At 74.0% G+C, this 15,661-nt stretch carries 13 protein-coding genes; 5 read left to right on the plus strand and 8 right to left on the minus strand.

Translation table 11 applies throughout. The annotated features are described in order from the left end of the window. Positions 1 to 12: 12 nt before the first annotated feature. Complete coding sequence (gene gcvP, locus OG550_RS31610) at positions 13 to 2,913, plus strand: aminomethyl-transferring glycine dehydrogenase (protein ID WP_327683314.1); 2,901 nt, start codon at positions 13 to 15, stop codon at positions 2,911 to 2,913. Positions 2,914 to 3,103: 190 nt separating this feature from the next. On the opposite strand, the gene OG550_RS31615 is transcribed toward gcvP, so the two are convergent. Then, positions 3,104 to 3,295, minus strand: a complete 192-nt coding sequence (locus OG550_RS31615; protein ID WP_327683316.1) for a DUF5999 family protein — start codon at positions 3,293 to 3,295, stop codon at positions 3,104 to 3,106. A gap of 371 nt (positions 3,296 to 3,666) precedes the next feature. Beyond that, a complete protein-coding gene (locus OG550_RS31620) occupies positions 3,667 to 4,239 on the minus strand; it encodes a hypothetical protein (RefSeq protein WP_327683318.1) in 573 nt (190 codons plus the stop codon). Positions 4,240 to 4,607: 368 nt separating this feature from the next. On the opposite strand from OG550_RS31620, the gene OG550_RS31625 reads away from it, so the two are divergent. Further along, positions 4,608 to 6,113 carry a glutamate--cysteine ligase gene (locus tag OG550_RS31625; protein ID WP_327683319.1) on the plus strand — a complete coding sequence of 502 codons (1,506 nt, stop codon included), beginning with the start codon at positions 4,608 to 4,610 and terminating at the stop codon, positions 6,111 to 6,113. A gap of 149 nt (positions 6,114 to 6,262) precedes the next feature. Then, positions 6,263 to 7,051 carry a CPBP family intramembrane glutamic endopeptidase gene (locus OG550_RS31630; protein WP_327683321.1) on the plus strand — a complete coding sequence of 263 codons (789 nt, stop codon included), beginning with the start codon at positions 6,263 to 6,265 and terminating at the stop codon, positions 7,049 to 7,051. Positions 7,052 to 7,152: 101 nt separating this feature from the next. On the opposite strand, the gene OG550_RS31635 is transcribed toward OG550_RS31630, so the two are convergent. The 6 genes from OG550_RS31635 to OG550_RS31660 all read right to left on the minus strand — a co-directional run bounded on the left by OG550_RS31635 (position 7,153) and on the right by OG550_RS31660 (position 12,907). Beyond that, a complete protein-coding gene (locus OG550_RS31635; protein ID WP_327683323.1) occupies positions 7,153 to 7,686 on the minus strand; it encodes an HAD domain-containing protein in 534 nt (177 codons plus the stop codon). Between the two features lie 100 nt (positions 7,687 to 7,786). Continuing rightward, on the minus strand, positions 7,787 to 9,100 hold the full coding sequence (locus tag OG550_RS31640) for an MFS transporter (RefSeq protein WP_327683325.1): 1,314 nt from the start codon (positions 9,098 to 9,100) through the stop codon (positions 7,787 to 7,789). Between the two features lie 61 nt (positions 9,101 to 9,161). After that, positions 9,162 to 9,863 (minus strand): dienelactone hydrolase family protein, encoded by a 702-nt coding sequence (locus tag OG550_RS31645; protein ID WP_327683327.1) that lies wholly within the window; start codon positions 9,861 to 9,863, stop codon positions 9,162 to 9,164. 53 nt (positions 9,864 to 9,916) lie between these two features. Further along, positions 9,917 to 11,329, minus strand: a complete 1,413-nt coding sequence (locus OG550_RS31650) for a sugar porter family MFS transporter (RefSeq protein ID WP_327683329.1) — start codon at positions 11,327 to 11,329, stop codon at positions 9,917 to 9,919. Between the two features lie 259 nt (positions 11,330 to 11,588). Further along, positions 11,589 to 12,221 carry an FMN-binding negative transcriptional regulator gene (locus OG550_RS31655; protein WP_327683331.1) on the minus strand — a complete coding sequence of 211 codons (633 nt, stop codon included), beginning with the start codon at positions 12,219 to 12,221 and terminating at the stop codon, positions 11,589 to 11,591. Positions 12,222 to 12,235: 14 nt separating this feature from the next. Continuing rightward, positions 12,236 to 12,907 carry a pyridoxamine 5'-phosphate oxidase family protein gene (locus tag OG550_RS31660; protein ID WP_327683333.1) on the minus strand — a complete coding sequence of 224 codons (672 nt, stop codon included), beginning with the start codon at positions 12,905 to 12,907 and terminating at the stop codon, positions 12,236 to 12,238. 34 nt (positions 12,908 to 12,941) lie between these two features. On the opposite strand from OG550_RS31660, the gene OG550_RS31665 reads away from it, so the two are divergent. Next, a complete protein-coding gene (locus OG550_RS31665; protein WP_327683334.1) occupies positions 12,942 to 14,279 on the plus strand; it encodes an aminotransferase class I/II-fold pyridoxal phosphate-dependent enzyme in 1,338 nt (445 codons plus the stop codon). 156 nt (positions 14,280 to 14,435) lie between these two features. After that, a complete protein-coding gene (locus tag OG550_RS31670; protein ID WP_327683336.1) occupies positions 14,436 to 15,656 on the plus strand; it encodes a GDSL-type esterase/lipase family protein in 1,221 nt (406 codons plus the stop codon). Positions 15,657 to 15,661 lie beyond the last annotated feature (5 nt).

A 15,661-nucleotide genomic window follows, 5' to 3' on the forward strand; every position in this document is an offset into this window, starting at 1 on the left:
GCCTCGACCACCATGAACGCCCAGCCGAACTCGGGACGCCCCACCACCCCCGCGACCCTCACCGAGCTCGAACAGGCCAGCCCCTTCGAGAACCGCCACATCGGCCCCGACGCCGCGGCGCAGGAGAAGATGCTGGCCCAGGTCGGTTACGGCTCGCTGGACGAGCTGGCCACGGCCGCCGTCCCCGAGGCGATCCGCTCCATCACCGCCCTCGACCTGCCCGCGGGCCGCAGCGAGGCCCAGGTCCTCGCCGAGCTGCGCGAGCTGGCCGGCCGCAACCAGGTGCTCCAGCCGATGATCGGCCTGGGCTACTACGGCACCTTCACCCCGCCGGTGATCCTGCGCAACGTGCTGGAGAACCCGGCCTGGTACACCGCCTACACCCCGTACCAGCCGGAGATCTCGCAGGGCCGCCTGGAGGCGCTGCTCAACTTCCAGACCCTGGTCTCCGACCTGACCGGGCTGGCCACCTCCGGCTCCTCCCTGCTGGACGAGAGCACCGCGGCCGCCGAGGCGATGGCGCTCGCCCGCCGCGTCACCAAGGTCAAGGGCGGTGTCTTCCTGGTCGACGCCGAGACCCTGCCGCAGACCGTCGCGGTCATCAACACCCGCGCCGTGCCGACCGGTGTCGAGGTCGTCGTCGCCGACCTGTCCGCGGGCATCCCGGCCGAGATCGCCGAGCGCGGCGTCTTCGGCGTGCTGCTCCAGTACCCGGGCGCCTCCGGTGTGGTCCGCGACCTCACCCCGGTGATCGAGCAGGCCCACGGCCTCGGCGCGATCGTCGCCGTCGCCGCCGACCTGCTGGCGCTCACCCTGCTCAAGTCCCCGGGCTCGCTCGGCGCCGACATCGCCTGCGGCACCTCGCAGCGGTTCGGCGTGCCGATGGGCTTCGGCGGCCCGCACGCCGGCTACCTCGCGGTGCGCGCAGAGTACGCCCGCTCGCTGCCCGGCCGCCTGGTCGGCGTCTCCGTCGACGTCGACGGCAACCGCGCCTACCGCCTCGCGCTGCAGACCCGCGAGCAGCACATCCGCCGCGAGAAGGCCACCAGCAACATCTGCACCGCCCAGGTGCTGCTCGCCGTGATGGCCTCGATGTACGCGGTCTACCACGGCCCGGACGGCCTGGCCGACATCGCCCGCCGCACCCACCGCTACGCCGCCGCGCTGGCCGAGGGCCTGACGGCCGGCGGCGTCGAGCTGCTGCACGGCGAGTTCTTCGACACCGTCACCGCCGTCGTCCCGGGCCGCGCCGCGGAGATCGCCGCCGCCGCCCGCGCCAACGGCGTCAACGTGTACCAGGACGGCGAGGACCGGATCTCGGTCTCCACCGACGAGACCACCACCCGCGAGCACCTGGCGGCGGTCTGGGCGGCCTTCGGCGTCGAGGGCGTCGAGGTGGCGGAGGGCGCCGAGGCGCTGCCCGCCGCGCTGCTGCGCGAGGACGAGTACCTGACCCACCCGGTCTTCCACAGCCACCGCTCGGAGACCGCCATGCTGCGCTACCTGCGCCGCCTGTCGGACCGCGACTACGCGCTGGACCGCGGCATGATCCCGCTGGGCTCCTGCACCATGAAGCTCAACGCGACGACCGAGATGGAGCCGGTGACCTGGCCCGAGTTCGGCCAGCTGCACCCGTTCGCGCCGGTCGACCAGGCCGCGGGCTTCCTCACCCTGATCCGCCAGCTGGAGCAGCAGCTCGTCGAGGTGACCGGCTACGACGCCGTCTCCATCCAGCCGAACGCCGGCTCCCAGGGCGAGCTGGCCGGCCTGCTGGCCGTCCGCGCCTACCACCACGCCAACGGCGACACCCAGCGCGACGTCTGCCTGATCCCCTCCTCCGCGCACGGCACCAACGCCGCCTCCGCGGTGATGGCGGGCATGCGCGTGGTCGTCGTCAAGACCCTCGTCGACGGCGACGTGGACGTGGCCGACCTCAAGGCCAAGATCGAGCAGCACCGCGACCAGCTCTCCGTGCTGATGGTCACCTACCCGTCGACCCACGGCGTGTACGAGACCGAGATCACCGACATCTGCGCGGCCGTGCACGAGGCGGGCGGCCAGGTCTACGTCGACGGCGCCAACCTGAACGCCCTGGTCGGCCTGGCCAAGCCGGGCAAGTTCGGCGCGGACGTCTCGCACCTGAACCTGCACAAGACCTTCTGCATCCCGCACGGCGGCGGCGGCCCGGGCGTCGGCCCGGTCGCGGTCCGCGCGCACCTCGCGCCGTACCTGCCGAACCACCCGCTGCAGCCGGAGGCCGGCCCGGCCACCGGCGTCGGCCCGATCTCGGCCGCGCCGTGGGGCTCGGCGGCCATCCTGCCGATCTCCTGGGCGTACGTCCGGCTGATGGGCGGCGAGGGCCTCAAGCGCGCCACCCAGGTCGCGGTGCTCAACGCCAACTACATCGCCAAGCGGCTGGCGCCGCACTTCCCGGTGCTCTACACCGGCCCCGGCGGCCTGGTGGCGCACGAGTGCATCATCGACCTGCGCCCGCTCACCAAGGAGACCGGCGTCTCGGTGGACGACATCGCCAAGCGCCTGATCGACTACGGCTTCCACGCGCCGACCATGTCGTTCCCGGTGGCCGGCACGCTGATGATCGAGCCGACCGAGTCCGAGGACCTGCACGAGATCGACCGGTTCTGCGACGCGATGATCGAGATCCGCGCCGAGATCGAGAAGGTCGGCTCGGGCGAGTGGGCCGCCGAGGACAACCCGCTGCGCAACGCCCCGCACACCGCCGCCACGCTGGTCGGCGACTGGGCGCACGGCTACTCGCGGCAGGAGGCCGTCTTCCCGGCCGGGGTGAACCCGTCGGACAAGTACTGGCCGCCGGTCAGCCGGATCGACGGCGCGTACGGCGACCGCAACCTGGTCTGCTCCTGCCCGCCGCTGGACGAGTACGGCGTCTGACGCAGGACCGGTACGGCCGGTCCGCACGGACACGGATGGGGCAGGGCCCCGGCGGAGCGTTCCGCCGGGGCCCTGCCCTGTGTTCCGTGGAGGTCCGGGCCGGTCGGTACCCGGGCCGGTCGGTTTCCGGTGGTTCGGTACTCGGTGGTTCCGTGCCCGGTGGTTCCGTGCCCGGCCGGTCCGGGGCGGGTCAGCCCGCCTGGACGGTCTGGCGGCGGGGAGCGATCACCCGGCCGTCGGGCAGCAGCTCGCCGGTGTCCTCGAACAGCAGGACGCCGTTGCAGAGCAGGCTCCAGCCCTGCTCCGGGTGGCAGGCCACGGGGACGGCGGCCTCGCGGTCCTCGGACTCGGCCGGCGGGCACTCAGGACGGTGCTGGCACATGTGTACCCTCGCTTCGCTCTGCGATCCTCCCCGTGACACGGTGCCGCCGGTCTGCCGTCGGGCGCTGCCGCGGTGGTCGGATTCTGTCCGGCGCCGGGCCAGGTGTGGACCGGCACTCAAGTGGGTAGGACAGCAGGTCCTTCCACGCTGGTTCCCAGTGTCGGCATCCGGGGACGCGCGCGCAGCGATTTCGTGACATGCGCCACAACCCCCGGGCAGAGATCACCCGTTCGGGTGGATTCGGCGTGCGGCCGGTTCCAGGTGGGCCATCCGGCGCCCGGCCCGGACGGGCCATGCCGAATGGCCCGCCCGGGCGATGACCGGGCGGGTCGGGGTGCGAGCGGGCGGTGCGCCGGGTGGGGCGCCCGACCTCAGGGCGAGCCGAGCAGCAGCGGTCGGCCGATCGGCGTCCGGGCCAGCAGCGGCAGCAGCTCGGCGGCCGGGTGGGCGCGGTGCGCGGTGACCCCGAGCGGCGCCGGTGCCAGCGGGATCAGCAGGTCCGAGCCTGTGTCGCCGTCCGGACCGTGCAGCCACAGGGCCGTCGCGTACTGGCCGGGGAAGGTCAGCAGCCGGGGCTGCCGCCGGGCCCTGGAGGACTGCGCGAGCTGCCAGGCCTGGCGCAGCGCCCGGACCGTCGAGTCCAGGTAGGGACCGGCGGTGAAGTGCGAGAAGGTGTGGCCCTCGGCCCCCTGCACCACCTCGGCCGCGGCGGCCACCTCGGCGCCGTCCTTGATCAGGAAGCGCCACCCCGTCCGCCGGGCGGCGGCGAGGTCGGCGCGCGGCCCGTCCAGGACGTGGACGGCGAGCGGATGCGCGGGGAGCAGTGCTCCGGTCGGATGGCGGAGCGCGGCGGCGGCGGGCTGGCGCAGCGCGGTCTCGGAGTCGAGTGCGGCGAGGACGGCGCGGAGCGCGCTGGGCGGGGGCTGGGGGGTCTGCAGAGTCATGGCAAGGTCGCCTCTCCGTGCGAGATCGGCGTGCGAGTGCGGCATACCGGCATGGCATGGTGCGTCGACGGTGACGGAACCTGGGCCTTGTCCGGTTGGGCAGGATCGCGGTGCCGGCGCGGCCGCCGTCGACTGGTGGTCTCGGGCTGAAAGCGGGCCGGGCCGTGGGGCAGTGCGAATTCTACTCGAACAGGTGCGCAGGGTGACCTGTTTATCACAGGCGGTGGCGCCGAGCAAGTCGGCAGATTAGCTGAAACGGCATCAGTTCCCTTGCATTGCAAGCCGATCGAAGCGTTCGGGTATCGATCTTCCGGGTGGGCATGATGCTTGCACGGTCGGTCGGCCGGCCGGCTCAGGAGGAGGGGATCATGGGCGAGAAGGTCGTGGCGACGCGGGCGGACCTGTCGGACCGGCAGCTCTACCGGCGCAAGCTGCAGTCCTGCCTCGACGTGTTCGGCCGAATGCTCCAGGAGGACAGGTTCGACCGGCCACGGGCCGTGATGGGGCTGGAGATCGAGCTCAACCTGGCCGACGAGCAGGGCCTGCCGGTGATGAACAACGGGCAGGTCCTCACCGCGATCGGCTCCAGCGACTTCCAGACCGAGCTCGGCCGGTTCAACATCGAGGTCAACATCGCGCCGCACCGGCTCTGCGGGCACGTCTTCGACGAGCTGCGCGAGGAGATCGACACCGGACTGCGCTACGCCGACCGGCGGGCCGGGGAGGCCGGGGCGCGGATCGTCATGGTCGGGATCCTGCCGACCCTGGAGCACGGCCACACCGGGCTGGACGCGATGTCCCACAACCAGCGGTACAGCCTGCTCAGCGACCAGATCCTGGCCGCCCGGGGCGAGGAGATCACGCTGGACATCGAGGGGGTCGAGCACCTCCAGCTGGAGTCCATCACGATGGTGGCCGAGGCGGCCGCCACCTCGCTCCAGCTGCACCTGCAGGTGACGCCCGAGCGGTTCTCCTCGGTCTGGAACGCCGCCCAGGCGATCTGCGGTCCCCAGCTCGCGCTCGGTGCCAACTCGCCGTTCCTGTTCGGCCGGGAGCTGTGGCGGGAGACCAGGCCGGTGCTCTTCCAGCAGGCCTGCGACACCCGTTCGGCGGAGCTCAAGGCACAGGGGGTGCGCCCCATCACCTGGTTCGGCGAGCGCTGGGTCGACTCGGCGTACGACCTGTTCGAGGAGAACCTGCGGTACTTCCCGGCGCTGCTGCCGATCTGCGACGACGAGGACCCGGTGAAGGTGCTCGGTTCCGGCGGCGTGCCCCGGCTCGCCGAGATGCGGCTGCACAACGGCACCATCTACCGCTGGAACCGCCCGGTGTACGACGTCAGCGGCGGGGTGCCGCACCTGCGGGTGGAGAACCGGGCGCTGCCGGCCGGGCCCACGGTCGCCGACACGCTCGCCAACGCGGCGTTCTACTACGGCGTGGTCCGGGTGCTGGCCGAGCAGTCGCGGCCGATCTGGACCAGGCTGCCGTTCGAACGGGCCGACGAGAACTTCCGGCAGGCGGCCCGCTACGGCGTCGACGCGGTCTTCCAGTGGCCGCGGCACGGCCGGGCCGGACGCGGCAGCGCGCTGACCGCGGTGCCCGCGGTCGACCTGGTGCTGGGCGAACTGCTGCCGATGGCCCACCAGGGACTGGACGCCTGGGGCGTGGAGCCGGCCGACCGGGACCGCTACCTCGGCATCATCGAGCAGCGCTGCCTGCGCCGGACCAACGGCGCCGCCTGGCAGAGCGCGACCTTCCACCGGCTGCGCGAGCAGTACGGGATGGACCGGCCGGCGGCGCTGGCGGCGATGACCCGGCGGTACATGGAGTACTCGCGCGGAGGGGAGCCGGTGCACACCTGGCCGGTGGGGTAGGGCCGGTCCCGGTGCCCCCGGTGCCCCCGGCTGGTCTCGGGCCGGTCCACCGGGGGTGCCCGGGACGCGCTGTGGAAGGATGACCGCTCCGGTGGTCGGCCGACGGCCGGAGCGACGCCCGTCCGCCGCCGTCCGTGCTGGAGCACCTGGTGACCACCGTCCCGACCGAACCGGAGACCGCGAAGCCCACCCGCCGGCTGCTCGGGGTCGAGCTGCTGACCGTCCTCGGCCTCTCGCTCGGGGCCAGCGGCATCGGTGCGCTGATCAGCTTCGCGGGTTCGCTCACCGAACCGCTCAACCTGGGCCGGCAGGTCGCCACGCTGAACGGCTCGCGCGCCCCCGGCCGGCCCTGGCTGGACCTGCTCTGGCAGCTGTACTACGTCGGCCGCGGTCTGATGCCGGTCGTGCTGGTGGGCTACCTGCTGGTCCGCGAGGGCGTGGCGCTGCGGGTGCTCGGCTTCGACCTCGGGCAGAAGCTGCGCGACCTCGGCCGGGGTACGGCGGTCGCGGCCGCGATCGGCGGTTCGGGACTGGTGCTGTACCTCGCCTCGCAGGCGGCCGGCTACAACCTGACGGTCGCGCCGTCCGGGCTGCCGGACGTGTGGTGGCGGATCCCGGTGCTGGTCGCCTCGGCCTGGCAGAACGCGATCCTGGAGGAGGTCGTCGTCCTCGGCTACCTGCTGCGCCGGCTGGGGCAGCTGGGCTGGTCGTGGCCGGCGGCGGTGGCGGCGAGTTCGCTGCTGCGCGGCTCCTACCACCTGTACCAGGGGGTCGGCGGGCTGGTCGGCAACATCGTGATGGGGGTGGTGTTCTGCCTGCTGTACCGGCGGTGGGGGCGGGTGATGCCGCTGGTGGTGGCGCACGCGCTGATCGACACGGTGGCCTTCGTCGGGTACGCGCTGCTGGCCGGTCACGTGAGCTGGCTGCCGACCGGGTGAGGCGGGGCGGTACGGGCGGGGCGGTACGGGCACGGCGCGGGTGACGGCCCGGCCGACCGGTCCGGGCGGCGGGTCCGGGTGGCGGGTCCGGGCGGCGGGGGTCAGCCGGCCCCGGGGCGGGCGGTCGGCAGGCGCAGGGCGCCGGGACGCGGCGGCCGGGCCAGCAGCCGGTCCACGTGGCGGCGTTCGAGGCCCTGGCCCGGGTCGATCGGCAGCAGCACGCGGTCACGGCGCCAGAGCGCGTTGCGGACCAGCCGGCCCGGGATGAGGTCGTCGACCCAGGCGAACGGCCGGCCGGCCGCGTAGCGCAGCAGCGGGGCCCACTTGCGGGCGGAGAACAGCTCCATCAGCGGGACGCGCGGGTCGCCGGGTTGCGGCGTGTAGCCGGTGAAGCGGACCACCGGCAGGTCCGGCAGGCCGACCGCCGGGGCGATGTGGGTGTTGGCGTGCTCCTCCCACGTGGTGGCCCACACCAGTTCGTAGCTGCCGGCCAGTTCGCGCAGCCAGCTGCCGTGCCGGGCGGAGAGCAGCACCGTGTAGCCGAGCAGGGTGTGCGCGTCGAAGTCGGCCTCCGGGGCGGGACAGACCGGGTTGAGCACTCCGTCGACGTCCAGGAACAGCAGTGGCTTCGGCATCGGGCGCCCCCCAGGTCTCACTCGTCGTCACCTGGTCGGACGAGCCCCGCCTGCCGGTGGTTGCCCGCCGAAGGGCGCATACGGGGGCGCACGGGGTGCGTCAGCGGGTGGGGGCGGGTTCCGTGCGCGGTGCGGCCGGGCCGTCCGCGGCGTCGTCGGCACCGCTCTCGGCGCCGGCACCGGCCGGACGCCTGGAGAGCCGGCGGACCTGGGGCTCCAGCAGCACCGCGGCGCTGAGGAGGAGGCAGAGCACGGCGCAGGCCCAGAGCGCGCCGGAGAGGCCGAGCACGACGGCGGCGGGCCCGGCCAGCGCCGTGCCGAGCGGCGCCAGCGAGAGCGAGCCGAGCTCGTCGTAGGCGGCGACCCGGGAGAACGCCTCGGCCGGGATCTCCTGCTGGAGCGCGATCATCCAGTTGACCCCGAAGACGGTGACCCCGACGCCGGAGAGGAACATCGCCGCCGCCAGCACCGGCAGCGGGGCGGACAGCGCCAGGGCCGGAGCGGGCGCGCCGAACAGGAAGACGCCCCAGTTGCCGACCAGCAGGATCCGGCGCGGCTGCCAGCGCGCCATCAGCACGCCGGTGGCGACCAGGCCGACGCCGTAGGCCGCCATCGCGAGCCCCCAGTCGCGGGCCCCTCCGAGCCGCTCCTTCGCGACGATCGGCCCGTACACCGCCTCCACCGCGCTGATGCAGGCGACCAGGACCGAGAACTGGAGCACGATCACCCAGAGCCAGCGGCGGGAGGCGAACTCCTGCCAGCCCTCGCGCAGGTCGCGCAGCATCCCGCCGCCCGCGGCCGGAGCGGCGGGCGGCACCGTCTCCAGGAGGAACCGCAGCGCCGCGGCGATGAGGAAGCAGCCGGAGTCCAGGGCGAGCACCCAGCCGGGACCGACCGCGGCGGTCAGCGCGCCGCCGAGCGCGGCGCCGCCGATCTGGGCGGCGTTGAGGCCCATCCGGTACACCGAGAAGGCGCGGGCGGCGTGTTCCGGCGCGACGCTCTCCAGGACCATGCCCCCGGAGGCGGGGGAGTAGAACGCGTAACCGGCGCCGCCGCCGGCGGAGAGCAGCATGAGCTGCCAGAGCGGGGCGTTCCCGGCCAGCACGACCGCGGCGAGGCCCGCCTGCGCGACGGCGCTGAAGAGGTTGGCGCCGACCATGACGTGGTGGCGCGGCAGCCGGTCCGCGACGGCGCCCCCCAGCACCAGCAGCAGCACGGTGGGCAGCAGCCGGGCGGCGGTGACGTAGCCGACCTCGGCGGTGGAGCCGCCGCCCTCCAGGACCGCGAACGCGGTGGCGATGGGGGCTCCGGCGTTGCCGAGACCGCCGATCACGGTGGCGGCGGTCTGGATCCTGAAGTTGCGGCTCGCCCAGGCGAACCGGCGGTGTGGCGCGGGTGGGGGTTGGCTCTGCACCCGGCGACCATGCCAGGGGGGCGGACAGCTGTCCAGGGAGTTTCGGGCCTTACCGGAGGGGTCAGCCGAGGTGGCCCCGGAGGAAGCTGAGGGTGCGCTGCCAGGCCGCCCGGGCCTGGAGGGGGTCGTAGGTGCCGAGCGGGTTCTCCTCGTTCATGAAGGCGTGCCCGGCCGGGTAGAAGTGGATCTCCGGACGGATGTCGGTGGCCTCGCCGATCCGGGTCGCCGCCTCGTCCACGGCCGCCATCGGGATCGACCGGTCGTGTTCGCCGAAGTGGCCGAGGACGTGCGCGGTCAGGCCCCGGTACTCGAAGTCCGGGTCGGGCGGCAGGCCGTAGAACGGCACCGCGGCGGCCACCCGGTCGCCCTCGGCGGCGGCCAGCAGGAGGGCGAAGCCGCCGCCCATGCAGAAGCCGACCACCCCGACCGCGTCGCCGACCACGCCGTCCAGGCCGAGCAGGTGGTCGACCGCGCCGCGCAGGTCCCGGACGGCCTGCTCGACCGGCAGCTCGCGCTTGAGCCGGGCGGCCTCGGCGCTGTCGTGGGTGGTGGCACCGCCGAAGAGGTCCGGCGCCAGGACGGTGAAGCCCTCGGCGGCGAACCGGTCCGCGACCCCGGCCAGGTACGGGGTGAGCCCCCACCACTCCTGGACCACCACCAGGCCGGGGCCGAGGCCCTGCGGCGGGCGGGCCAGGTACCCGTGGGCCTCGCGGCCGTTGCTCGGGAAGACGACGTTCTGCCGGGAGCCGTGCTGGTCGGGCATGGCTTCCTCTCGGGGACGGGCCGCGCGCGGCGGCGTGGACGTCGGCGCGGGGCTCAGCCCATCTCCTCCAGGGCGCGGCCCTTGGTCTCCTTGATGCAGAAGGCCACGAACGGGATGGAGAGCAGGGCGAAGACCGCGTAGATGACGTACGTCGCCGACAGGTTCCAGTCGGCGAGGTCGGGGAAGCTGACGGTGATCGCCCAGTTGGCGATCCACTGGGCGGAGGCGGCGACGGACAGGGCGAGCGCGCGGATCCGGTTCGGGAACATCTCGCCGAGCAGCACCCAGACCACCACGCCCCAGGAGAAGGCGAAGCAGAACACGAAGACGTGGGCGGCGACGAGGGCGACCGTGGCGTGGGTGTCGTCCAGGGTGGCGCTGTCGCCGGTGCCCTGCCGGAAGGAGAACGCCCAGGCGGCGGTGCCCAGCGCCACGGCCATGCCGGCGGAGCCCGCCAGGGCGAGCGGCTTGCGGCCGATCCGGTCGACCAGGGCGATCGCGACCACCGTGCCGACGACGTTGACGATCGAGGTGGAGAGGCTGATCAGCAGCGAGTTGGACTCGTTGATGCCGACCGACTGCCAGAGGAAGGAGGAGTAGTAGAAGATCACGTTGATGCCGACGAACTGCTGGAAGACGGAGGCGCCGATGCCGATCCAGACGATCGGCAGCAGCCCGAACCGGCCGCCCAGCAGGTCCTTCAGCCGCGGCTTGTGGCTGGACTCCAGCACCGCGCGGATCTCCGCGACCCGGGCGTCGAGGTCGACGGCGTCGCCCTCGACCTCGCGCAGCACCTTGCGGGCCTGCTCCTCGCGGTGGTCGGCGATCAGGTAGCGCGGGGACTCCGGGATGGCCAGCGCCATCAGCCCGTAGACGAGGGCCGGGATGGTCTCCACACCGAGCATCCACTGCCAGGCCTGGATGCCGCCCAGGTGGCCGGTGGACTCGCCGCCGGCCGCCTGGTTGAGCGCCCAGTTGGCCAGCTGGGAGACGGTGATGCCGAGCACGATCGCCAGCTGCTGGAAGGATGCCAGCCGGCCGCGGTAGGCGGTCGGGGCGACCTCGGCGATGTAGGTCGGTGCGATGACCGAGGCGATGCCGATCGCCACACCGCCGACCACCCGCCAGGTGGCCAGCACCTCGATGCTCGGCGGGAACATCGAGCCGACGCCGCTGACCGCGAAGAGGACGGCGGCCAGCAGCATGGTGCGGACCCGGCCGAGGTGGTCGGCCAGCCGCCCGGCGGCCACCGCGCCGGCCGCGGAGCCGAGCAGGGCGATGGCCACCACGAAGGCGGTCTCGCCGTTGCCCACCCCGAAGTGCTTCTGGATGCCCGTCACCGCGCCGTTGATGACCGCGCTGTCGTAGCCGAACAGGAAGCCGCCCATCGCGGCGGCCGCGGAGATGAAGACGACGTGTCCGAGGTGGGCCTCACCGGAGGCCGGATGGGTCTGGGTACTGGACACGTGCGCTCCCCGGGTGGACGGCCCGCCCCACGGCCGAGCGGGCAGGATTCGTGTCACATTCGACCAGCGGTGGTCGGGTTCCGCCCGAATTCGGGCTGATCGGGTGACTTGGCGTCAGCCCGGCTACCCCGGCACCCGGGTTCCATGCGGGGTGCCGGGGTGCCGGGGTGCCGGGGTGCCGGGGTGCCGGGGTGCGCGCTCGTGTCGGGGTGCCGGGGCGGGGCGTCGTGGCCGGACTGCGTGCCGGGCCGCGGCCGGACTACGGCCGGGGCGTCTGGCGGCGGGCGTTGCGGCGCAGCAGCTGCGCGCGGGTGCCCGCGTCCAGGCCGGCTCCGCGTTCGGCGAGGCGGTCGGCCAGCGCGTACTGCTCGGCCGGCGGCTTCTTGTCGTCGAACTTGAACTTGGCGCGGACCTCGCGGACCGTCAGCCGCAGCCCGCGCAGGCCGGGCAGGAGCCGGCCGAACGCGCTGTCGCCGGGGAGCACCCGGGTCTGCGGGGTCTCCGGCTGGAAGTGGGCCAGCTGGCGGTTGAGGATCTCCGCCTTGCCGGCCGCGTCCTCGACGATCTCGGCGGTGGCGTGGAAGTGCACCGAGGCGTAGTAGCTGGTCGGTGTGCCGGGTTCGCCGCGCCAGTGGCCGGGGGCGAAGGCGTAGTCGTCGGTGACCGCGAGGGTGACCTCGGGGTCGTCCCGGACGGCGGCCAGCAGCGGGTTGGGGGCGGCGAGGTGGAGCAGGATCTCGCCGCGCCCGGCGTCCAGCAGGAAGTGGGTGGGGACGAGGACGGGGCCCCGGCCGGGCCCGCCGTTGGCGGCGAGCAGGCCGAAGTCGCGCCCCTCGGCGAGCCAGGCCCGCCACTCGGCCTCGTCGCCGCGGTCCCAGGAACGGATCAGCACCGGTGCGCCCCCCGTCAGGCCGTCAGGTCGCGGAGGTTGGCGGGCAGCGGCACGGTGGTGGAGGCGTCCGGCTCCGGGGTGCCGTAGCCGCTGGTGACCGGGACGATGCCGGCCCAGTGGGGCAGGCCGAGGTCCTCGGGGTCGTCGTCGGCGAGGTCGGCGCGGGTCTTGGCGGAGACCTCGTCGAGGTCGAGGCGGATCACGGCGGTGGCGGCGAGTTCCCTGGCGTTGGCCGGGCGGACCTCGGCGGAGCGGCCGGGGACGACCTGGTCGACCAGTGCGTCGAGGGCGACCGTCAGCTCGTCGGGGTCGGTGACCTGGTGGGCCGTTCCGTGGGCGACCACCGAGCGGAAGTTGATCGAGTGGTTGAACGCCGACTTGGTCAGCACCAGCGCGTCGACCAGGGTGACGGTGACGCAGACCGGCAGGCCCCGGTCGCCCCCGGCACCGCGCAGCGGCCGGCTGCCGGTGGAGCCGTGCACGTAGAGTCGGTCGCCGACGCGGGCGTGGATGGTGGGCAGTACGACCGGGGCGCCGTCGGCGACGAAGCCGAGGTGGCAGAGGTAGGTGGCGTCGAGGATGGCGTGGATCGCCTCCCGCTCCCAGGTGGCGCGGTCCTTGTAGCGGGTGGGAGTGGTGCGCGGGGTGCGGGGGTAGGACGCTTCGCCGTCCGCTATGGTCGACATGACAACCTCTATGTACTAGTGCATAATCTGTTTTGTGCTAGGAGACTATCGGATCACCGGTCGGCGTGCCAGCGAAATCGCGGCCGACGTCGAGCAGGGCGTCAGCAGTGGCCGACTGGCCCCCGGCACGGCGCTGCCGCCGCTGCGCGACCTCGCCGCCGAACTCGGCGTCAACCCCAACACCGTGGCCGCCGCCTACCGGCTGCTCCGCGACCGGGGGGTGATCGAGACCGCCGGCCGCCGCGGCAGCCGGATCCGCCCCCGGCCGGCCCACACCCCGCGCGACCAGCTCCGGCTGCCCGTCCCGCCGAACGCCCGCGACCTCTCCAACGGCAATCCCGACCCGGCACTGCTGCCCGACCTCACCCCGGCCCTCGCGGCCGCCGCCGAGGCCGCCCGCCGCAACCCGGTGCGCTACGGCACCCCGGCCGCCGACCCCGGTCTGCTCGCACTCGCCGGTGCGGCCTTCGCCGCCGACGGCCTGCCGTCCGGGCCGATCGCCGTCGCCTCCGGCTCGCTCGACACCATCGAGCGGATCCTGGCCACCCGGCTGCGCCCCGGCGACGCCGTCGCGGTCGAGGACCCGGGGTGGGGGAGCCTGCTCGACCTGCTGCCGGCGCTCGGACTGCGGGCCGCGCCGGTCCGGCTGGACGACGCGGGCCTGCTGCCCGACGCGCTGGCCGACGCGCTCGCCGACGGCGCCCGCGCGGTGGTGGTGACCAGCCGGGCGCAGAACCCCACCGGGGCGGTGCTCACCGCGGACCGGGCCGCCGACCTGCGCGCGGTGCTGGCCGGCCACCCGGACGTCCTGCTGATCGAGGACGACCACGGCCACGGCATCGTCGACGCGCGCTACCACCCGCTGGCCGGTGCCGGATCGGCGCACTGGGCGGTGGTCCGCTCGGCCGCCAAGGCCTACGGTCCGGACCTGCGGCTCTCGGTCGCGGTCGGCGACGAGGACACCATCGGCCGGGTGCTCGGGCGCCAGCGGCTCGGGGCCGGCTGGGTCAGCCATCTGCTCCAGTGCACGGTGGCCGAGCTGTGGCGCACCGACGCGGCGCCGGCCGGCCGGGTCGCCGCCGCCTACCGGGCGCGCCGGGACGCGCTGATCGTCGAACTGGCCGCGCGCGGGATCGGGGCGCACGGCGCGAGCGGGCTCAACGTCTGGGTGCCGGTGCCGGACGAGACCACCGCGCTGGCCTCCCTCGTCCAGCGGGGATGGGTGGTGGCGCCCGGCGCGCGGTACCGGCTGCAGTCCCCGCCCGGCCTGCGGATCACCGTCGCCGAGCTCGACCCGGCGCAGGCGCGGCAGCTGGCGGACGACCTGGCCGCCGTCCTCGGAACGGGCGGGGCCGGTTCGCGACTGATCTGAACCGGCCGGTAACCCAAAGAGAAATACGGTGCAGATACCTAGCGGTAACAAGCGCGAGCATGTCATCTTCATCGCGCCACCGGCCGGCGGCCCACCCTCACCTCCGCGTCTCCCCGTCCCCACCATGCGGGCGAGACCGACCGCAGGAGTTCCGCCGTGCCCGAAAACCGTTCGAGCATCATCCGCAGGACCACCTCCTGGCGAGGGCGACTGCTCACCGCAGCCCTCGCACTCCCGCTGGCCACGGCCATGGCCACCGCCGGGCTCGTCGCCGGCACCGCCGCGCCGGCCCGGGCCGCCGCCGGTGCGCCCGCCGCCGTCCCCACCGGGCCGACCGCCAGCGTCACCCTCGGCGACAGCTACATCTCCGGAGAGGCCGGCCGCTGGAAGGGCAACTCCGTCGCCTCCGGCGGGAGCCGGGCCGGCACCGACCGGGCCTGGAGCGGCAGTGCGGCCGACCCGGCCAAGGTCTACGGCGCCACCTACGCGAGCGGGTGCGACCGCTCGGACGTGGCCGAGGTGCGCAGCGCGCCGACCGTGGCCCAGACCCAGATCAACCTGGCCTGCTCGGGCGCCGTCGCCGAGAACGTCTTCCGCGCCTCCAACGGCGGTCGGCCGTTCAAGGGCGAGGCCCCGCAGGCCGACCAACTCGCCGCAGTGGCACGGCAGTACGCCGTCAAACTGGTCACGCTCTCGGTCGGCGGCAACGACCTCGGCTTCGCCGACGTGATCGAGGCCTGCGTCGCCGACTACCTCGTCTGGTACTCCTACTGCCACGACGAGCAGCAGGGCGAGGTCGACGCCCGGATGCCGGCGGCGATGGCCGGGGTCGGCAAGGCGGTGGACGAGGTCCGCGCCGTGATGGCGGGCGCCGGGTACGCGGCCGGCGACTACCGGATCGTGCTCCAGTCCTACCCCTCGCCGATCCCCCGCGCCGCCGAGATCCGCTACCCGGAGAGCGGTTGGAGCCGCTCGGACACCGGCGGCTGTCCGCTCTGGAACGGTGACGCGGACTGGGCGCGGGACTCGCTGGTGCCGCAGATCTCCCGGTCGCTGGCCGGTGTCGCGGCCGCCAAGGGGGTGCAGTTCCTCGACCTGTCCGACATGCTGCAGGGGCGCGAGGTCTGCTCGAAGGCCACCCGGCAGGCCACCTCGACCAGCGCGCCGTCCGCCACCACCAGTGAGTGGGCGCGGTTCCTGGACGGCGGGCTCAACGCCTCGCAGGGCGCCCTCCAGGAGTCGCTGCACCCCAACTACTACGGGCAGTCGGCGCTCGGGCGCTGCCTGACGCTGGTGTTCGGCAAGGCGGGCGGCAACTGGGCGTGCCGCAACACGGCGGGGCAGGACGCCAACGGGATGTACCTGACCGCGAAGTAGCGGCC

It is taken from the genome of Kitasatospora sp. NBC_00458, assembly GCF_036013975.1.
Taxonomy (GTDB): domain Bacteria; phylum Actinomycetota; class Actinomycetes; order Streptomycetales; family Streptomycetaceae; genus Kitasatospora.